Origin of the sequence: Brevundimonas sp., from assembly GCF_019636155.1 — a bacterium.
In the GTDB taxonomy this organism is placed as follows: Bacteria; Pseudomonadota; Alphaproteobacteria; order Caulobacterales; family Caulobacteraceae; genus Brevundimonas.
Window position 1 is genome coordinate 16,323 of record NZ_JAHBYB010000013.1, and the last position, 18,359, is coordinate 34,681.

General features: G+C 65.7%; 25 protein-coding genes and 1 tRNA gene. 12 read left to right on the forward strand and 14 right to left on the reverse strand.

Going from position 1 to position 18,359, the window contains the following annotated elements; all coding sequences use genetic code 11:
• Positions 1–214 precede the first annotated feature (214 nt).
• The 6 genes from KF910_RS12395 to rplK all read right to left on the reverse strand — a co-directional run bounded on the left by KF910_RS12395 (position 215) and on the right by rplK (position 4,289).
• On the reverse strand, positions 215–721 hold the full coding sequence (locus KF910_RS12395; RefSeq protein WP_292263340.1) for a DUF2059 domain-containing protein: 507 nt from the start codon (positions 719–721) through the stop codon (positions 215–217).
• Between the two features lie 42 nt (positions 722–763).
• Positions 764–1,237, reverse strand: a complete 474-nt coding sequence (locus tag KF910_RS12400; protein WP_292263342.1) for an NUDIX hydrolase — start codon at positions 1,235–1,237, stop codon at positions 764–766.
• Positions 1,234–2,235, reverse strand: a complete 1,002-nt coding sequence (locus KF910_RS12405; RefSeq protein WP_292263344.1) for an inorganic phosphate transporter — start codon at positions 2,233–2,235, stop codon at positions 1,234–1,236. The genes KF910_RS12400 and KF910_RS12405 overlap by 4 nt, the downstream gene beginning before the upstream one ends.
• Before the next feature lie 9 nt (positions 2,236–2,244).
• On the reverse strand, positions 2,245–2,889 hold the full coding sequence (locus tag KF910_RS12410) for a DUF47 domain-containing protein (protein WP_292263346.1): 645 nt from the start codon (positions 2,887–2,889) through the stop codon (positions 2,245–2,247).
• A gap of 274 nt (positions 2,890–3,163) precedes the next feature.
• The gene (gene rplA, locus KF910_RS12415) at positions 3,164–3,853 is read right to left on the reverse strand and encodes a 50S ribosomal protein L1 (protein WP_292263348.1); all 690 of its coding nucleotides are present in this window, start codon (positions 3,851–3,853) and stop codon (positions 3,164–3,166) included.
• A gap of 4 nt (positions 3,854–3,857) precedes the next feature.
• Entirely contained in the window at positions 3,858–4,289 is a 432-nt protein-coding gene (rplK, locus tag KF910_RS12420; RefSeq protein WP_292263350.1) for a 50S ribosomal protein L11, read from the reverse strand.
• A gap of 240 nt (positions 4,290–4,529) precedes the next feature.
• On the opposite strand from rplK, the gene KF910_RS12425 reads away from it, so the two are divergent.
• The 3 genes from KF910_RS12425 to KF910_RS12435 all read left to right on the forward strand — a co-directional run bounded on the left by KF910_RS12425 (position 4,530) and on the right by KF910_RS12435 (position 5,566).
• Positions 4,530–4,718: a hypothetical protein gene (locus KF910_RS12425; RefSeq protein ID WP_292263351.1), complete on the forward strand. Its 189-nt coding sequence runs from the start codon at positions 4,530–4,532 to the stop codon at positions 4,716–4,718.
• A gap of 14 nt (positions 4,719–4,732) precedes the next feature.
• On the forward strand, positions 4,733–4,978 hold the full coding sequence (locus tag KF910_RS12430) for a hypothetical protein (RefSeq protein ID WP_292263353.1): 246 nt from the start codon (positions 4,733–4,735) through the stop codon (positions 4,976–4,978).
• A gap of 120 nt (positions 4,979–5,098) precedes the next feature.
• On the forward strand, positions 5,099–5,566 hold the full coding sequence (locus KF910_RS12435; protein WP_292263355.1) for a hypothetical protein: 468 nt from the start codon (positions 5,099–5,101) through the stop codon (positions 5,564–5,566).
• Positions 5,567–5,712: 146 nt separating this feature from the next.
• On the opposite strand, the gene KF910_RS12440 is transcribed toward KF910_RS12435, so the two are convergent.
• The 3 genes from KF910_RS12440 to KF910_RS12450 form a co-directional block, all read right to left on the reverse strand.
• A complete protein-coding gene (locus KF910_RS12440) occupies positions 5,713–6,624 on the reverse strand; it encodes a hypothetical protein (protein WP_292263356.1) in 912 nt (303 codons plus the stop codon).
• A 186-nt stretch (positions 6,625–6,810) separates the two neighbouring features.
• Positions 6,811–7,239, reverse strand: a complete 429-nt coding sequence (locus KF910_RS12445; protein WP_292263358.1) for a hypothetical protein — start codon at positions 7,237–7,239, stop codon at positions 6,811–6,813.
• 305 nt (positions 7,240–7,544) lie between these two features.
• The gene (locus KF910_RS12450) at positions 7,545–8,093 is read right to left on the reverse strand and encodes a hypothetical protein (protein WP_292263359.1); all 549 of its coding nucleotides are present in this window, start codon (positions 8,091–8,093) and stop codon (positions 7,545–7,547) included.
• Between the two features lie 308 nt (positions 8,094–8,401).
• Here KF910_RS12450 and KF910_RS12455 point away from each other — a divergent pair, with 308 nt between their 5' ends.
• The 4 genes from KF910_RS12455 (at position 8,402) to KF910_RS12470 (ending at position 12,041) form a co-directional block, all read left to right on the forward strand.
• Positions 8,402–8,848: a hypothetical protein gene (locus KF910_RS12455; RefSeq protein WP_292263361.1), complete on the forward strand. Its 447-nt coding sequence runs from the start codon at positions 8,402–8,404 to the stop codon at positions 8,846–8,848.
• Between the two features lie 33 nt (positions 8,849–8,881).
• A complete protein-coding gene (locus tag KF910_RS12460) occupies positions 8,882–9,718 on the forward strand; it encodes a ricin-type beta-trefoil lectin domain protein (protein ID WP_292263362.1) in 837 nt (278 codons plus the stop codon).
• A 141-nt stretch (positions 9,719–9,859) separates the two neighbouring features.
• Positions 9,860–10,327 (forward strand): hypothetical protein, encoded by a 468-nt coding sequence (locus tag KF910_RS12465; RefSeq protein WP_292263365.1) that lies wholly within the window; start codon positions 9,860–9,862, stop codon positions 10,325–10,327.
• A gap of 463 nt (positions 10,328–10,790) precedes the next feature.
• Positions 10,791–12,041, forward strand: coding sequence for an IS1 family transposase (locus tag KF910_RS12470; protein WP_292263367.1), 1,251 nt, complete (start codon positions 10,791–10,793; stop codon positions 12,039–12,041).
• A gap of 32 nt (positions 12,042–12,073) precedes the next feature.
• Here KF910_RS12470 and KF910_RS12475 read toward each other — a convergent pair whose 3' ends face one another.
• Positions 12,074–12,820: a hypothetical protein gene (locus tag KF910_RS12475; protein ID WP_292263369.1), complete on the reverse strand. Its 747-nt coding sequence runs from the start codon at positions 12,818–12,820 to the stop codon at positions 12,074–12,076.
• A 156-nt stretch (positions 12,821–12,976) separates the two neighbouring features.
• Here KF910_RS12475 and KF910_RS12480 point away from each other — a divergent pair, with 156 nt between their 5' ends.
• The 3 genes from KF910_RS12480 (at position 12,977) to KF910_RS12490 (ending at position 15,696) form a co-directional block, all read left to right on the forward strand.
• Positions 12,977–13,186, forward strand: a complete 210-nt coding sequence (locus tag KF910_RS12480) for a helix-turn-helix domain-containing protein (protein ID WP_292263371.1) — start codon at positions 12,977–12,979, stop codon at positions 13,184–13,186.
• 227 nt (positions 13,187–13,413) lie between these two features.
• Positions 13,414–13,905, forward strand: coding sequence for a phasin family protein (locus KF910_RS12485; protein WP_292263373.1), 492 nt, complete (start codon positions 13,414–13,416; stop codon positions 13,903–13,905).
• A gap of 375 nt (positions 13,906–14,280) precedes the next feature.
• The gene (locus KF910_RS12490) at positions 14,281–15,696 is read left to right on the forward strand and encodes an alkaline phosphatase PhoX (RefSeq protein WP_292263375.1); all 1,416 of its coding nucleotides are present in this window, start codon (positions 14,281–14,283) and stop codon (positions 15,694–15,696) included.
• On the opposite strand, the gene KF910_RS12495 is transcribed toward KF910_RS12490, so the two are convergent.
• A complete protein-coding gene (locus KF910_RS12495; protein ID WP_292263376.1) occupies positions 15,665–16,792 on the reverse strand; it encodes a COX15/CtaA family protein in 1,128 nt (375 codons plus the stop codon). The two genes, KF910_RS12490 and KF910_RS12495, sit on opposite strands and share 32 nt — an antisense overlap.
• A 136-nt stretch (positions 16,793–16,928) precedes the next feature.
• Between KF910_RS12495 and KF910_RS12500 the strand changes: the two genes are divergently transcribed.
• Entirely contained in the window at positions 16,929–17,183 is a 255-nt protein-coding gene (locus tag KF910_RS12500) for a transglycosylase (RefSeq protein WP_292263378.1), read from the forward strand.
• Positions 17,180–17,374 (forward strand): DUF2842 domain-containing protein, encoded by a 195-nt coding sequence (locus KF910_RS12505; protein ID WP_292263380.1) that lies wholly within the window; start codon positions 17,180–17,182, stop codon positions 17,372–17,374. The genes KF910_RS12500 and KF910_RS12505 overlap by 4 nt, the downstream gene beginning before the upstream one ends.
• A gap of 67 nt (positions 17,375–17,441) precedes the next feature.
• Here KF910_RS12505 and KF910_RS12510 read toward each other — a convergent pair.
• The 3 genes from KF910_RS12510 to KF910_RS12520 form a co-directional block, all read right to left on the reverse strand.
• Positions 17,442–17,518: transfer RNA gene (locus tag KF910_RS12510), tRNA-Pro, on the reverse strand.
• Positions 17,519–17,578: 60 nt separating this feature from the next.
• A complete protein-coding gene (locus tag KF910_RS12515; RefSeq protein WP_292263381.1) occupies positions 17,579–17,980 on the reverse strand; it encodes a MerR family transcriptional regulator in 402 nt (133 codons plus the stop codon).
• Between the two features lie 4 nt (positions 17,981–17,984).
• Complete coding sequence (locus tag KF910_RS12520) at positions 17,985–18,326, reverse strand: integration host factor subunit alpha (RefSeq protein WP_292263383.1); 342 nt, start codon at positions 18,324–18,326, stop codon at positions 17,985–17,987.
• Positions 18,327–18,359: the final 33 nt, after the last annotated feature.

Here is an 18,359-nt window from a genome sequence, read left to right on the forward strand (position 1 = left end):
TGCCGGTCGTATTGTCCGAAGGAAGCGCGAACCCGATCCGTCCCGGTTGCGAGACTGACCAGCGTCCGTTGCGTCCCCATCTCCCCACGGCGTCAGACGGCTGTCTGACCGTTACGGCGCGGGCGGCCCCCGCACCCCGAAGTTCTCGGACAGGACCGTCACGACGCGAGGTCATGACGGGAAGCGGCGCTCATACAGGCGCGCGCCGGGAAAATCAACGCCTGGCGGGCTTGGCGCTGTCGATACCGGCCGCGCAGTCGAAATCGGCGCAGAATTTGGTGATCATCTCCTGCAGGTAGCGCACCTGCGCCTCCTGCATCAGTTGCGCCTGAGCGATGCCCAGCCGCATGCCCTTGTTGGCGATAGACCGCCCCAGCGGCCCCTCATAGAGCGCCAGCTGGGCCTCCAGCTCCTCTTCGGTGAAGGTCTCGGCGTAAAGGGTCGCGATGCGCGGCAGCATGTCCTGGACCATCCGCACCGCCATGTCCGGCACATTGCGACGCAGCCAGGCGGCCTGATCTGCGGGCAAGGTCTCCATCCCGCCCATGGCCGAGGTGACCTCCTGCTCCATCAGCTTGCTGAGGTTGTTCAGATAGTCGCCCTGGGACGCCTCCATCAGCCGCTCGGCCAGTTCGACCCGGCGCGCGTCCGGCTCCTGGGCCAGGACGGGGCTGGCGAACGCCAGGCACAGGGCGGCCACCAGGCCGAGGATGCGGGACATGACAGGCTCCACCCGGACGCGAACGATCTTTCGCGGATACCGCTAGCCGTGATCGTCCGCCGCGCCAAGCCGCGTCTCATCCGAAGCGAAGGCCCGGATCAGGGCGCCCAGGTCCGTTTCATCGACCATGACGCTGGCCCGGTCGGCGCGGAACCAGCGGCGGGTGCGCTGGGCCGCCTCCTTCCAGCCCGGGTGCTGGCGCTGCACCTGAAGGGCGAAGACCGTCACCCGGGTCGGGCGCGGGCCGCGGCGTTTCAGCCGCTTCAGATAGCGGAACTCGCCCAGGGGGCTTTCGCCGACCTCGCCCTCGACCCCCGCCTCCTCCAGCGCCTCCTGGGCGGCGGCCTGGGCGTCGCTGAGGCCCGGCATCCGGCCGCCCTTGGGCGTGACCCAGCGGCCCGTGTCGCGCGAGGTGATCAGCAGGATTTCCAGCACCCCGCCCTGCCCCCGGCGCCAGCACAGGGCCGCGACCTGACGCCGCTCGGCCGGACGCGATGGGGCGATGACGTCCGTCACGTCAGGAACATCCCGCCCAGCCAGAAGAAGACCGCCGCGATGGCCGCCGCCGCCGGCATGGTCACGAACCAGGCCGTCACGATCCGCCGCGCCACCCCCCAGCGCACGGCCGAGGCCCGCCGCGCGGCCCCGACTCCGACGATGGCCCCGGTGATGGTGTGGGTGGTCGAGACCGGAATGCCCAGGCCGGTGGCCAGGAACAGGGTGATGGCCCCGCCCGTCTCGGCGCAGAACCCCTGCTGCGGGCTGAGACGGGTAATGCGCGACCCCATGGTGTGCACGATGCGCCAGCCCCCGAACAGGGTCCCCAGGGCGATGGCCGCCTGACAGGTGATCACGACCCAGAAGGGCACGTGGAACTCGGTCCCCGCCGGGGCGCGGGACATCAGCAGCACGGCGATGATGCCCATGGTCTTCTGCGCGTCATTGCCGCCATGGCCCAGGGAATAGGCCGAGGCCGACAGGAATTGCAGCCGCCGGAAAACCTTGTCCGCGAAGGCGGGGTTGGCCCTGACGAACAGCCAGGAGATGATCAGCACCAGCAGCAGGGCCAGGGCGAACCCCACCGCCGGCGACAGGAAGATGGCCGCGACCGTCTTGCTCACCCCCGCGACCACCACCGCGCCCGTTCCCGCCTTGGCGATCCCGGCGCCCAGCAGGCCGCCGACCAGGGCGTGCGAACTGGACGAGGGTATGCCCCACAGCCAGGTGATGACGTTCCAGCTGATGGCCCCCATCAGGGCGCCGAAGATGACCTGGTCCGAGATGATCGCCGGATCGATGATGCCCCGGCCGATGGTGTCGGCCACGTGCAGGCCGAAGAACAGGAAGGCGATGAAGTTGAAGAAGGCCGCCCAGCCGACCGCATAGAAGGGCGGCAACACCCGGGTGGCGACGATGGTGGCGATCGAATTGGCCGCGTCGTGCAGGCCGTTCAAGAAGTCGAACAGCAGGGCGACGCCGATCAGGAACCAGAGGATCAGCAGGGCGTGGTCCATGGGGCGCCCTTACAGATGCTCGACCAGGACGCCGTTGATGCGGTTGGCCACGTCCTCGAACCGGTCGATCACCTTTTCCAGGTGATCGTAGATCTCGGCGCCGATGATGAAATCCAGCGCCTGGCCGCCGCGATGGGCCAGGAACAGGGCCTTCATCCCCTCGTCGTAGAGCGTATCGCTGTCGCTTTCGAGGCCGGCGACCTGTTCGGTCAGGGTGTTCAGCCGGTCGTGATGGCGCCGCATGGCCGGCAGCAGGGACACCGCCTCGGCCGTCAGGGCCGCGCACCGCACCGCGACGTCGCCCAGGGCCTGCATCTTGGGCGGAAAGGCGGTCTGTTCGTAGAGGGCCACGACCTTGGCGGTCTTCTGCATCTGGTCGATGGCGTCGTCCAGGGAGTTGGTCAGGCCGCGGATGTCCGACCGGTCGAACGGGGTGATGAAGCTGCGGCGAACGGCGTGCAGCACCTCGCGGGCGATGTCGTCGGCCTCGTGCTCGTGATCCACGATGGCCTGGCGCCAGCGATCAGTCTCGGGCCCGCCGTCCAGCATCCGCCGCAGGGCGTCGGCCCCCTTCACCAGGGTGGCGGCGTGGGCGTCGAACAGGCGGAAGAAATTGTCCTCGCGCGGCAGCAGGGCCTGGAACCAGCTGAGCATGGGCGCCTCCTGAAGCCGTCCGCACCGGACGCGACGCACGCCTATAACGAGTCCGGCGCGCCGTCAGCCCTCTCACGATCTTCAAGCACGAAAAAGGGCGGCGATCCGAAGACCGCCGCCCCATTCTTTTTTGCCCTAACGCTCGACGCGCGGCGTCTCGCTGCTTAAGGGCGGTCTTATTGCCCTAACGCTCGCGACGCGGTCGCTCGCTGCTTGAGGGTGTCAGGCCGCGTCGGGTCGGAGGTCCCGAAGGGCCGACGACCGCGGCCCAGCATCAGGCTTCCAGGGAAGCCGGGTCGATCTTGAAGCCCGGGCCCATCGTCGAAGACAGGCTGATGCGCTTCACATAGGTGCCCTTGGCGCCCGACGGCTTGGCCTTCACCAGGGCGTCGACATAGGCCTTGACGTTGGCTTCCAGGGCTTCCTGGGTGAAGGAGGCCTTGCCGATGCCGCCGTGGGCGATGCCGGCCTTCTCGACGCGAAACTCGACCGCGCCGCCCTTGGCGTCCTTGACGGCCTGGGCGACGTTGGGGGTCACGGTGCCGACCTTGGGGTTCGGCATCAGGCCGCGCGGGCCCAGCACCTTACCCAGGCGGCCGACCAGGGCCATCATGTCGGGGCTGGCGATGACGCGGTCGAAGTCCATCAGGCCGCCGTTGATCTGTTCGTACAGATCCTCGGCGCCGACGTATTCGGCGCCGGCCGCCTTGGCTTCCTCGGCCTTGGCGTCCTTGGCGAAGACGGCGACGCGGACGTCGCGGCCCGTGCCCGACGGCAGGCTGACCACGCCGCGGACCTGCTGGTCAGCGTGACGCGGGTCGACGCCCAGGTTGACGGCGATCTCGATCGACTCGTCGAACTTGGCCTTGGCGTTGTCCTTGACGGCCTTGATGGCGTCGGCGAACGGCATCAGGGCTTCACGATCACCCGTCCAGGCCTGGATGCGCTTGGCTTGCTTGGCCATGATCTTAGCCCTCCACCACGTTCAGGCCCATCGCGCGGGCCGAGCCTTCGATGATCTTCGCGGCGGCGTCGATGTCGTTGGCGTTGAGATCCTTCATCTTCTTCTCGGCGATCTCCTGCAGTTGCTTGCGGGTGATCTTGCCGACCGTCTCGCGGCCGGTCAGCTTGGCGCCCGATTTCAGGCCGGCGGCCTGCTTCAGGTACCAGGTCGCCGGGGGCGTCTTGGTGATGAAGGTGAACGACTTGTCCTGATAGACGGTGATCACGGTCGGCAGGGGCGTGCCCTTGCCTTCCTTCTCGGTCCGGGCGTTGAACTCCTTGCAGAAGCCCATGATGTTGACGCCGCGCTGACCCAGGGCCGGGCCGATCGGCGGCGACGGGGTCGCGGAGCCGGCGGGCACCTGCAGCTTGATGTAGCCGAGAATCTTCTTGGCCATTGGTCTCTCCTATGTAGCGGGGAAACTAATCCCCACGGATGAGCCGTGGTGCGGCATGGCGGCCTCCCACGGATTTCCCGCAGCGTCCGGCAAGCCGGGCGAAGCGAAGGCGCGCCTGTATCAGAGCGGCCCGGCGAACGCAAACGCAGAAGGGTTTTGGTGGTGACGTAGGAGTTTTCGGGATGTTGATAAGGCGCTGAGTGGCCTTCAGCGGTTGGGCGTAACCAAGGAGTGCGCCCCGTGCATGTTCATCACCATTATATCCACTTCCAGCGTGGCCGTCAGTTTTTCGGTGTTCGGAAATTGACGATTGAGAACCAGGTTCGTTTCGCGGGCTATTTGAATGGCATCGAATGCGGTCACTGGCCGACCAAGGAGGCGGCGGTGCAAGCTTTGCTGCGCCGCGCGGCGCAGAGGACGCTTCAGTAGATCGAGACTGTGATATGCTCCTTGATCATGGTTCCGCCCTTTCAGATCAATCCATCATGACCGGCCCGTCGCACAACGACGAAGAGGCTGGGCCGGAGGACATCGTTCGCGCCATTCGGGAGATTGTCGGAGAGGATGATCGCCTACTTACGCACGAGGAGGTTCGCGAATTGGAAATGCTACGGTCGCGCCTCAAGCGCCCGTCGAGAACGTCACTGCGTGAATTGGGGCGCAGCCTTGCCAAACCTGAAAAACCGTAATGGAAGGACCAAGGCCAGCCCCTCACGGCTGCTCCCGCAGGCGCAGCATAGTGACGGGGGACGGGAGGGGGGCACGTCAGGATGTATCCTGGATTGTCAGTAAGGTGTCTGGAGAAGGTCATGCCGCGCAATCTATTCGTCGTTGGAACGATGTTGCTATTGGCCGCGCTGCCGGTCAGCGCTCTGGCACAGGATCCGGTCGGCGTGGTCCGGCGCGCCGAAAACGTCATCGCGCTTATGTACCGCCCGGACCAGCCGTCGGCGGGGTTCGATCTTTTCTTGTATCCGCGTCCGGCGCCCGGCGGCGAGATTGGCCGTCATTATCGCATCGGGGTCATGGTCACTTGCGAAGACGGCACGGTTCGCCCCGACGGGACCAACAGTCTGATCTCCGCCAGCGGCTCTTACATCCGGCAGTATGACGCGCCTTTCGGCGAGGCTCTGTCGGGCATGAGCTGGGACACCCTGCGAAGCGACATCCGGGGCTATATCTGTGACGGGCGCGCCTTGCCCGTGTATCGACCCAATGGCGAGGACGACCTGATGGACGCCATTGGAACGGCGTTCCAGCGCGGCGGGCTCCGGTGAAGATCGTCATGAGCATGGCCTGAAATCCCGACTCGTCGTCGAACACGGCGGCGCGACGGGTCGGTCCTCGATCTTGGAGCAGGCGCGCCAGTTGGCATGGGGGCGCGTTCTGTGGCAGTGGTTGCCCACAGATGGCCGTCACGATATCAGAGTCCGACCCTGCTCCGAAGGACGCGCAATAAGTCGTCCAATTCAAAGGTCTCTGTCGTCGCAGGAACGAGGTTGCAGGCGACGATAAACGCCTCCATCCCGGCCGAGCCGGGCTCCGCCGGCGCCAGTCGCGGACCGATAGTCCGACGAGGATTGTCGGCGGGCGAGCCGAAATGATGTAGATTGGTGTAGGCCACGGCTGTTGCTCCGGCCCGGCAGCGGATCAGGTGGGTTTGGGTGACATAGTCGTATCTGACGCCGTCGCGCATCGTGCCGCCACGGCTGAGAGTGACTGTCCTCGCCTGCAACAGGTCGTTGCCCGCATACTGACCTGCCGCCGGTTGGATCGACCCTAAATCCAGGGCCATGGCCTGCTGGCTGTTTGTCTGGACGACCATCCAGCCCGTTCCGGCCGGCGGGGAAATCGACGCCATCAGACCGGCCTTGGCCTGGATCGCGAGTTGGTCGGCCGATGGAACGGGCGTACCTGTCATCGCATTCTCGGTACAGGCGCCGTAGCCCGCCAGATAATCGACAGTGTCCGGCACGATTGTCTTGCGCTCGGCGGCAGGCGGGTAGAGCACCGCCTGGACCGTGGCTTGGCCGAAATGGAAATACGCCTCACTTACCCAAGTGATCTCGTTCCGATCACAGGCCACGACCGCGTGGGCCACGACATAGCCATACTGCGCGCCGTCGAAAATGGCTCCTGCCTTGGGCACAAACAGGACATCGATACCCCGAACGTCGGCGTCGGTCGGAAAGGCGTGGGATTCCTCTTTGCCAACGGAGCTTCGATCCAGAGCGCCGAACATCGCGTCTGTTTCGAAAGCGGGGAACCACTCCCCCGGCCTGCTCTGGGCGCCCGCCGGTGGTGGCGCCACGAGAAAGAGCGAGGCGAACGCCAAGCTCACGGCTCCGGCGACGAGAGGGCGGTCTGACATGGGCGCTCCCAGACTATATTTTCCGAAGTCTTCCCGAGAAGACAGGATACGGCAAGGCTTTCAGTACAGACGGAGCGGTGCTGCGGTCAGAAGGGCCCATGAATCCGGCCGTGAACTGTTCGAAACCGGGGCGAACATCCAGGCGGCTGCCTAGGGAACCGGCGCCAGGAAAAGGGCGGCGCGGTAGTCGTTTTCGGGCCAGCGCGGAGCGTCGCACGAGCTGGTGTAGAGATATCCATCCCCGCCGATCCGCGCGACGACCAGCGCTTCCTGCCCGTCTTCGTACCAGATCGAACACTCCGGGCCTTCCCGACGAGAGGCATGCCGGACGGTGATCGTGTCTGGATGGCTCCAGCGCGGCAGCATTTTCAGCGGGGCCGTCACCTCGAAGGTCGTCACCGCGAAAGCTTCAGGATCAGCTGGATCGGGGATGCTCGTCAGCACCCGACCGCGAAAGACCGTGTCGGCCTGCCCGGCATGTTCCGCCGCATTGGCCAGGGGACGGCATGAACACGCAAGCGCGCCAGTATGAAATGCGGCTGCAATCAGAAGCGCGATGATTGGCACGATTCGGCGCATTGAGCGTCCTTTCTCAACGCCAAGCTTAAGTCCCTCTCGTCGATGGAGGAAGAGGACGGAAAAGCCTGCAGATGCTGATACCTAAACCCGGTCGGGTACGGAAAGCGACCGCGCGTGGAGAATCCGTATCTCCTGGGCCTCGGCGCCGCCGTCGGCGACGGGTACGGAAAGCGACCGCGCGTGGAGAATCCGTATCCTGGGCGACGACGGCATGAACGCCTGGGGTGGTACGGAAAGCGACCGCGCGTGGAGAATCCGTATCCTTTCACCGTGCGCGGGAGCGGAAGCCGCAGAAACTTCGCACCTTAGAGGTCCGTGTGCTCGCGGGTCCGATCGAAGCCGAGGGCGCGTTCGATGCAGGCCAGGGCGCGGTTGCGACTTGTCTGACGCGCCCTCAGGTCCGGGCTGAAGAAATCCTCCAGAGCGAAATCGACCGTGACGATCCGAGCGGACCCGACACAGGTCCACGAGAGAGTGTCTCCCTCCAGGCGACCGTCCACGAAAACTAGAGACAGAGGATCCTGATGCTCGAACGTGATCCCGCTGACCGCCTGCTTTATGCAGGCATAGTCCTGTCGATCACGACGCAGACAATCCAGCGCCGGCTCGGTCAGGTCCGCTAGCTCCGCCGGCGCTGCGATCGGAAAAAAGCCGCGCACCGTCAGGGCCGTGATCGCATCTTCGGTCTGGCGGGAAGCCTCGTATCCAAAGCCGAACGATCGGACCGCCATGGGCCATCTCTGTGGCGGCGGCGCTGTTGGGTAGGGCGGCTGCAGAGGCGGAACCACCTCCTGCGCGGCGGCGAGATTCGGGACGGCGGCGAGGATGACGCCGATCGCCGTCAGGATGTTCAAGTGCGTGAGAGGTCTCAAGGCCGGACTCCGCTCGGGCCGGCGTACGCCGCCGCCTGACGTTCCAGAGAGCACACAATACGGGAAGGCGGTATCCTTGGTCGGCGCGGTTCTGATGATTCTCGCCGATGCATCCCCCCGGGTGCCGACCTGCGATCCGCCCCCGGCTCGGGTCCCCTCGGCAAGACCGACCGGCTTTGCAGTGTCCCCGCCGGGCGTCGGAGGTCGTGGGCCGGGTGAACGCCATCCATTGAATAGGGTTGCGTCTTCACAGCAGAGAGGGCGATCTGGGACGCAGAACGGAGGCGCCTATGAAGAGCCGTGGCATTTTGACCTGCCTTGTCATCGCCGGCGCCTGTGTCGCCTCGCCCGCTATGGCGCAAGACCGGGCCGCCGATGTCGAGCGGCGGTTCAGCGCCTTCGAGGCTAACTCGCGCCAGGAAGGCAGAAACCTGACCCGAGTGACACGTGGCGCGGCCAGCCTGCGCCAGGACCGATGGCAATCGTTTGTGACGCCCCCTCTGTCGGCCGGCGCGAACTATTTGTTCGTGGGTTACTGTGACCAACATTGCACCAATGCTGGCCTGGAAGTGACCGGCATGTGGGGTCAGGTCGTCGGTTCCGATTTCCTGGGTGACGCCAACCCGATAGTATCGGTTCCGAGCACCGAGGCGGGGGCCTACGGGTTCCGAGGCATCATGAAAGAGTGCAGCCAGGGGGCGTGTCTCATGGAAGTGCGGGTCTATCGCTGGGATTGATACGCGTATCCAGAGTTTTGGGGGATCGATGACATGAGCATCGTCTGGTCTGCTGCCGAACTCGCAGGGGCGTTCGCAAGCGTCGCGATATCGACGCAGATGGTGACGCTGCAGCCGGAAAGGTTGCCGGGGATGTGCCTGTCAATGACAGGACGGGAGGGCCAGGCGGAAAGCCGCGAATGCGACGGTTCGCCCGCCCAGGAGATCGAGTTGCCGGGCGCGGAGGGTGGTCCGATCCGCCATGCGGGCAAGTGCCTGGCGCCGCGGGGCGGCGGCCTGTACCCCGAGTTGTTCGCGGAAGCCTGCGACGGGTCGCCCGCGCAGACCTGGAGGCTTCCCTCCTCGGGAGAGGTGCGCAATGGTGAAGGGCGGTGTCTTGCGCTGCTGGGTCTCTCATCGCGCTCGGGCGAACGCGTTTACGCCGGTGACTGTCCGGTACGGGTGGAGCCGCAGGGCTGGCGGCAGGTAGATGCCACGCAGCAGACTTACCGCAACATGACCGGCCGGTTCGAGCTTGTCGGACGCGAGGGGCAATGCCTTGCGTGGATCGATGCCGGGAACTTTCTGGGGCTGGCGCCGTGTGCGGACGTTTCCGAGCAGCGTTTCAGCTTCAATGCAGCGCAGCACGGCCAGTTTCGGATCAAGAGCGGGTGCCTGGCGGCGGGGTTTCTCGACGGTGGGATGAATATCGGCGATTGCGGGCGCGGTCGCGAAAAAATGTGGCTGCACAGGGGCGACCAGACGCTGGTGAACGGGCTTGGCCTGTGCGCGACCGTGGAGAGCCAGAGTAACCGTGACGTGATCCGCAATCGGCCGTGCAGGCCGGGGCGGATCGCACAGCAATGGCGCTTCGTGGCGATCACCGAATAATTTGGCGGTACAGTCGAGGCTCCCTAGAGCAGCTAAATCTCGCAGCCTTGGATCACAAGCGCAGGCGGAACGGATGTGCAGGTGTTTGGTGATCAATGTGCTGAGCGACGCTGCTCCAATATTAGCCGAGGAGGCGTTGGCTTGGCGATGAAGGTGATCGCCTTGTTGGCGCTGCCGCTCGCTGGCTGCGCGCCAATGCTGGAGATGCGTGATGGCGAGGCGGCGGATCAGCTTCGCGATGCTGTGCGCCGGTTCTGTGAGGCGCAGAGTACTGGAGATGTCGAGCGAATTGCCGCTATGTTCGAGCCTGCGCTTGAGGCGGCGATCCTCGGCGCGGCAAGGGACGGGCAGGTTCCAGAGTTTGCATCAATGCCTGGCGCGAGTGGGTGTGTACCCGGTAAGGTCTGGTATGTCGGTGGTTCGCGACGGATGATCGAGATTCGCTATAGCGGCTTCTCGGATCGCGCCGACATCTGGCTGTCGGGCCAGGGACGGTGGTTCGATCTCGCTTATGGCGAGACCGGTGTGAGCCTGCGGGAAAGGCTGGGCCTGAAGCCCAGGGTCATGGTCTCGCCGACAACGGAGAGGCCGTCGAACGCGAACCGTTAGACCGTTGCATCGCCGCCCTAGGCAGCACACAGAGCCTAGGCCCTTGCCAATATCGCCGATAGAAGATTCGGCTGACTGTCGCGACCCCGCCTATTGGTATGCGCCCGAGATCAATGCGTCTGACCTCTCGTTCGGGGCGACGGGGGGGGGCAACTCAATAATCAATCGTGCAGCCTGGGCGAGTCATGTTCGTCGCGCGGGCCTTCTGCGGTCGCGCTGACTTCTATCTAAGACCAGTCGCAGGAATGGTTGGAGTTGGAATAATTTTGCACATTAACCTAAACAATGCGACGGTTAACGCGATTATTGCGCACTACGATGGAATTTTTTGTTGATTTTCTCGCTTGAATGGTCCAACTGACTCCGCGCCGGAGCTACCCGGCATTCACACAACGGAGCCTGCCTATGATCAACACGAGACTTCAGAGGACTGTCCGCCCGACCCGGCCAGCTACGGGACTGGATGGCTAAACTCGACCGGCGGACCCGCCGCCAAATTCTAGCGAGCCTCTGCGAAGGGGTTTCGATCCGTGCCTGCGAACGCATTTTCGGCGTCGAGCAGAACACCGTCGCCAAGCTTCTCGACGACGCCGGCGACATGGCCATCAGCTTCATGAAGCGGGCCAAGAATCTTCAGATCGAATACGTCCAGGCAGACGAACTCTATTCATTCGTCGGCGCCAAACAGGCCACCGTGAAGCGGAAGGGGCAATCGACTGAGGGCACCGGCACGATCTGGTCCTATCTGGCGGTCTGCGCCAAGACCAAGCTGATCTTCGACTATCATCTCGGCGATCGCAGCACGCCCCATGCGGAGGCGTTTATGCGTTCCGTCGCTGGCAAGCTGGACCGGAACGACGACGGCAGCTTCCGGCTCAGGCCGACCATCGTCACCGATGGACTGGCCGCCTATCAGGAGGCCGTCTCGACGGTCTTCGGCGATGACGCCAACCATGGCGTCTATCTCAACCGCTATACGACCGTCGGCAAGGATGGCCGCAAACTGGTGCGCAAGCAGTATGTGGGCGCCGACCGTGTCGTTCAGTCAGGCACGATTGACGACGCCTTTATTCATACGGCCTATATCGAGCGTCAGAACCTGAACGTCCGGATGCGCAACCGCCGTTTCGGGCGGCGGACGAACGCCTTCTCCAAGTCGATGGAGGAGCACGAGCGGCAACTGGCCCTCAGCCCCGTCTATATGAACTACTGCATCCTGCCGACGCCAAGAAGGCAGCTGGATGAGCACGGCAAGCCGCTTCTGGATGACGAAGGCAATCCCCTGCCCTGGATCAAGCGCCTGACGCCCGCCATGGAAGCGGGGCTGACGGACGAACTTTGGGACGCGGATGATCTCTTGGAACTGACCGACAGTTTCACCGCCGAACGGCGGCGGCAGGAGCGCGAGGCCAAGAAGGCGGCCAAGGCCCAATTGGCGGCTCTTTTCTCTAAGCCGAATGAGGATGCTCCCGTTCGAGCGCCCTTCTGGGTCTACGAAAGCACCCTTCACCATACGACTAAAATCCATGCCAGCGCGTGCAAGAACTGCAACGATGGACAAGGCAAGGGCGGTAAGGGCGGCACCAAGTCCGGTCGTTGGCTGGCATGCGAGAGCCTGGACCGCGCCAAGGCATTGGCTGAGGGGCTTCAGCCGGACCGTCACAGCACCTGCAACATGTGCCTGGGCAGCTATCGAAAGCGCGGATACCACTGATGCTGGGCTATGGCGTAGCGGCCCGCGCTTCTTTAGTCGATGACCTCCAGGCCGTCGTAGGGCGCCGACGACGGACCGTTGGTCCAATGCCAGGTCTCGGGTGTCCTCTGCATCCCCTGCATGGTTTGGGCAGGCACGGCCGGGATGTTCGTCGCCACCTCGACTGAGGAATCGGACGCGGCGAGTACGATGTGGAAGCGATGGGCAGCGCCGCCGAAGTTCACGTCCACGACGATGGATCGGACGCCGCCAGTCGGGGTGAGGACCTGATCCGCGAAGATGAAGCCCGCCGTCGTTCGTCCCGGATCAACCGTGGTGGTTTGCAGGACCAATCGGCCACGCTCGGATATGGCGTGGCGAAGCTGAAGATCGATCGCCGCGCTCGACATCTTCAGTTCGCCTGAAGCGCGGCGGAAAGCGATCTCCGTCCGGCGCGGATGATCGGCTGCCTGTTGGCAGGCCAGATAACCTTCGATACCGGCGCCGACCCAGGCGGCCGCCATCGCCCGTTCGGCGTCTCGTCTCGCCTCTTGGCGCAGATAGTTGAAATCCGGGATTCGGAGCGCAGGGCCGTCCTCCAGATAGACCCGCACGTCCTCGGTTCCGAGGTTGATGGGTCGGCCGGAGGTGTTGAAAGCCGCCAAGGCGAAGTAGAGCCGGTTGGAGGCATTATACCGCACCGGCAGCAGCATCACCGAGCCGGATGGTCCGTTCGACACCATGGCGGCATTGCCGCGCGAAAAGCGCACGCCCGCTCCGTGATCGGCCGTGGGGATCATTCGATACTCGGGCGGGGAGGATGCGCAGGCTACCAAGCCCAAGCCGAGAAGGAGCACGACAGCCTTGGATATGGTCATGGGATTCCCCTCAGGTGAAGCAAGATAGGACATTAATGTCCTAGTGAAGGTTGCGATCTCCCTAACATCGTCTGGCGGATGGAATGGGAGAAGATCGTCGGCGCCAACGTGAGGCGGCTGCGCAAGGAGCGCGGCCTGAGCCAGGAAGCCCTTGCCGGCGAAGCGGGTCTCGCAATGCGCCACCTGGGGCGGATCGAACGCGGTGAGGGGAACCCGACCGTCGCCGTTCTCGCCCGTCTGGCCGAGGTGATGAAAGTGCATCCCACGGCGTTCTATGACGAGCATTGACTCACATTTCAGCGCAACTGGCCGTCGTTACTAACTTTGCCGGTTTTGCTAAGTCACCACCAGGGTTTTCCCCACCGTCGGCGTTGAAACATGACGTTTATTGTGCAGCGCACAAAAAGCCATTGACCTTTGTTCGCACTTGCACCATATGAGCGGCGTCGCCCCGGATACCCCGGTCGGCGAAAGACATCACGCGGATCAACCGCGACCGTTCAGGAGATACGATCATGGCCGACGCCGCCGAAACCGTGAAGAAGACCATCGAAACCGCGACCGCCAACGCCAAGGCCCAGACCGAAACCGTCAAGGCCCAGGCCGAGAAGTTCCAGGCCGCCGGCGCCAAGGCCGCCCGCGACGCCATGGACAAGTCGATCGCCTCGATGACCGAGATCAACGCCGAAGGCCAGCGCAACCTGGAAGCCGTCGTCGCCTCGGCCGCCGCCGCCCAGAAGGGCGCCGAAGCCCTGTCGGCCCAGACGGTCGCCTACGCCAAGAAGTCGTGGGAAGACGGCGTCGCCGCCTCGCAGAACCTGGCCCAGGCCCGTTCGGTCCAGGAACTGATCGAACTGCAGACCACCTTCGCCAAGTCGGCGATGGAGACCTATCTGTCGGAAGTCACCAAGATGACCGAAACCCTGACCGCCTCGGTCAAGGACAGCTTCAAGCCGATCAACGAGCGCGTCACCGCCTCGGTCGAGCGCTTCCAGGCCGCCCGCTAAGGCGTTCCGGTTCGGCCGCGGTCAGAAGGCTCCGCCTTCTGGCTGCCACGCGCCGCCCTTCGGGTCGACCCAATGCGGCCTGACAGACGTCTATCTGAGAGGCCCCGGTCCAAACGCCGGGGCCTTTTGGCGTCGGCGCCCACCCCTTCATCATCCGTCGACCGTCCTTCCCAAGCGCCTCCTCCATCGAGGGGCTGGGACCGCCGCAGGCGGTGGAGAGGTTCCTGGGTTGCACGACGAAAGAACCCTTCTGTCTCGGCCGCTACGCGCTCGATCCACCTCCCCATGAAAGGGGGAGGAGACACCCGAAGCGGTCCTGTCATCAAATCTTGACCCCGGCCCCGCATAAGCCGCTCGTCGTCAGTGGAGTTGCCCATGCGTCTCGATCGTCGCGGTCTGATCACCGGCTCGGCCGCCGCCCTGGCCTTCACCGGCCTGGGCCGTCACGCCCAGGCCCAGACGCCTGGCGCCGCGGAGGAGACCTACCTCAACGAGGTGGCCGGATACGGTCCCCTGGCGCCCGATCCCAACGGACTGTTCGACCTGCCCGAGGGCTTCAGCTACCAGGTCGTCTCCCAGTTCGGCCAGACCATGGACGACGGGCTTCTGGTCCCCGGCAACGCCGACGGCATGGCCTGTTTCCCGCTGGGCGGCTCTCAGGTCGCCCTGATCAAGAACCAGGAACTGCGCCCGACCAGCGCCTCGCACCGCAACTGGGGCCCCGCCGGGTTCAACCAGGAGCGGATCGGCCTGATCGACGCCTCGCGCGCCTATGACACCTTCAAGGACGGCCGCCCCCTGCCCGGCGGGACCACCACCATCGTCTATGACCTGGAGACCCGGCGCACGGTGCGCCAGCACCTTTCGCTGATCGGCACGGCCACCAACTGCTGCGGCGGCCCGACCCCCTGGGGCAGCTGGCTGAGCTGCGAGGAGACCGAGCTGACGCCCGAGACCGGCGACGTCACCCGCCCCCACGGCTTCGTCTTCGAGGTGCCGGCCGACGCCACCGGCCTGGTGCCCGCCGTGCCGCTGAAGGCCATGGGCCGGTTCGACCACGAGGCGGTCTGCATCGATCCGCGCACGGGCATCGTCTATCTGACCGAGGACAAGGTCGACGGCCTCTTCTACCGCTTCATTCCCGAGCGGCCGGGCGAACTGATCCGCGGCGGCCGGCTTCAGGCCCTGGCCTGGCGCGGCCAGCCGGGCGCCGACACCCGCAACCACGAGGCCCGCGCATGGTCGGTCGGCGACTGGCGCGAGGTGGCCTGGATCGACGTGCACGAGGTCGAAAGTCCCAATGGCGACCTGCGCATGCGCGGCCACGCCGACGGCGCCGCCCTGGTCGCGCGCGGCGAGGGAATCTGGTTCGGCGGCGGCGAGATGTACATGACCGCCACATCGGGCGGCCCGATCCAGCGCGGTCAGATCCTGCGCTACGTCCCCTCGCCCGAGGAAGGGCGGCCGGGCGAGGCGCGCCGGCCCGGCCGGATGCAGCTGTTCGTCGAATCGACCGACGAGAAGACCCTGAACATGGGCGACAACCTGACCATCGCGCCCTGGGGCCACCTGATCGTCTGCGAGGACAACTATTCCAGTTCGATCCGCAACCACCTGAAGGGGGTCACGCCGGACGGGCGGGTCTATACGATCGGCCGCAACGTCTTCACCGGCAATGCCGAACTGGCCGGCTGCGTCTTCGCGCCCGACGGTCGGACCCTGTTCCTGAACATCTACAACCCTGGCCTGACCCTGGCGGTCACCGGGCCCTGGGCGGCCTTCCGGAGGTGAACAGCCGCGGCTGGCTGCGCCGCACCATCCACAGATTGACCGTCGCCAGGCCCAGCACGATCGCCGCCCCCGCCTGGTGCAGCACCCCCAGCGACAGGGGCACGGCGTGGATCAGGGTCAGGACCCCCAGGGCCGCCTGGGCCCAGACGGCGGCCATCAGCACCAGGGCCGAGGCGCCCAGCCCCTCGGCCAGCCGCCAGCGCCAGGCCTGAACCGCATAGCCGGTGACGAAGAGCATCACCGCATAAGCCCAGATCCGATGCATGAACTGCACCAGACCCTGGTCGTGCAGCACCGCCAGCGCCCCCTTTCCGGCCCAGTCGACGGGCGGCAGGACGGCGCCGTTCATCAGCGGCCAGTCGGTATAGACCAGCCCTGCCTTGCTCCCCGCCACCAGGGCGCCCAGCAGGCACTGGACGAACACCGCCCCCAGCAGCAGGGCGGCGCCGCGCGTCCATCCGGCCGGCGACCGCGAATGCTCCGGTCCCGACCAGGCTTCCAGCCCGGTCCAGATCGCGGCCATGAAGATCACCAGGGCCAGGCCCAGATGCGTGGCCAGCCGCTCCGGCGCCACATCGACCCGCTCGCTCAGACCCGAGGCCACCATCCACCAGCCGACCAGCCCCTGCAGTCCGCCCAGGGCCAGCAGGACCAGAACCCGCCAGAACAGCCGGTCCGGCATCCCCATACGCTTGACCAGCGATCCGGCCGGCGCGGTCCGCAGCACCCAGGCCGTCAGCGCCCGCGCGATCAGGGCGACCAGGACCGGCAGGCCCACGACCAGGCCGATGATCCGACCCAGGAACCGATGCGCCCATTCCCACCAGAAGATGCCCTGGAACTCGCCCAGGCTCATGCCGGCGTTGACCTGGGCGTATTGCGGGATGGCCTTGTATTTCTCGAAAGCCTCGGCCCACTGGGCGTCGGTCATCGGCGGGATGGCGCCCAGGATCGGCTTCCATTCCGTGATCGACAGGCCCGATCCGGTCAGGCGCGTCGCCCCGCCGACCACCACCATGGCGAACACCAGGGCGGCCGTGACGAACAGCCATACCGCGACTATGCGGTCACGATCCGCGATACCGAAACGGTTCATTCGACGCCCGACGCCAACCCCGATATGCTCGCCGCACGGCTCGCCGCCGCACGTCTGCAGGCCATATGCCCGTCTCGGGCGACGAGATCGAGTCGCATTCGACGGACCAACGGTCGCACAGGTTCAGGAGACCGCCTTGCTGCAATACGCCGAAGTCATCGCCGCCGTCCTGGGGGCCCTGGCCCTGGCCGCCGTGGCCGACCAGATGACGGGCCGGCGCGGCCTGTTCGCGGCCATGCTGGTCTCGGGCGTCGGGGCCCTGTGCGGCGCCTTCCTGGCGCTGCGGGTGTTCGCGGTCGCGGCCCTGACGGACTGGCCCTGGGTCGGCTGGGCCATGGCCGGCTCGATCCTCTGCCTGGGCGCGCATTTCCTGTTCCGGACCAAGCGATGAACCCGCGCCTGCGTCGCCTCGTGGCCGCCTGCGCCACCCTGGCCTTCCTGGCATTCTGGGTCTGGGCGGGCATCGCCCTGTCGACCCGCCTGCCGGCCAACCCCCTGGTCCAGTTGCTGTTCTACGCCGTGGCCGGCGTCGGCTGGGGCGTGCCGCTGTTTCCGCTGTTCAAATGGGCCGAGAAGGGTTGATGCGAAAACGGGCGGCCGGTCATCGACCCGCCGCCCGTCTCGGACACCATGCAAATCCAGGATTCGATGGTCGGAGCGACAGGATTCGAACCTGCGACCCCTTGACCCCCAGTCAAGTGCGCTACCAGGCTGCGCCACGCTCCGAGAGGCGCTCCCTATAGACGGGGGCATGGCGCGCCGCAAACCCAAAATGCCGGTGCGGCCTCAACGGGCCAGGACGGTCTCCAGACGCGTCCGCGCCGCCTCGATCTCGGCCAGCAGGCGGCTCAGGCGCACAGCCGACGGCGCCGGTCCGGTCGAGTTCGGCGCGGGCTCCGCCTCGGCCTCGCCGGCAGGCCCCGGACCTTCGCCCAGCAGCCGCTTCAGCCCGCCTTCCTTGTGCAGGCGCTGGACCCCGCGGATGGTCAGGCCGTCGTCATGCAGCAGGGTCTTGACCGCCTTCAGAACGGCCACGTCCTGCGGCCGGTAGAAACGCCGGCCTCCGGCCCGCTTGACCGGAGTGATGAAGCTGAATTTCGTCTCCCAGAACCTCAGCACATGCTGGGGCGCCCCCACCTCTTCGGCGGCTTCGGAGATGGTGCGGAAGGCGTTCGGGCTCTTGGCCACGGGCTCAGTCCACGACGGCGTCGTGGACCCGGCTCTTCATGATCTGAGAGGCGCGGAAGCTGATGACCCGGCGCGGATGGATGGTCGCGGGCGCCCCGGTCTTGGGGTTGCGGCCCATCCGGGCGCGCTTGTCGCGCACCTGGAAGACCCCGAAGCCCGACAGTTTCACCGTCTCGCCGCGTTCCAGCGATTCGACGATCAACTCCAGGGTGCGTTCGACCAGGGCCGAGCACTCCTGGCGGGACAGGCCCACCTCGTCATGGACCGCCTCGCAGAGGTCCGCACGGGTCAGAGTCTGTTGTCCGGCCACCAAAGCCTCCCGGTCCCAAATTTCGCCCGCGCCCATAAGACGGCAACGGGCCGCGATGTCAAAGGCCGC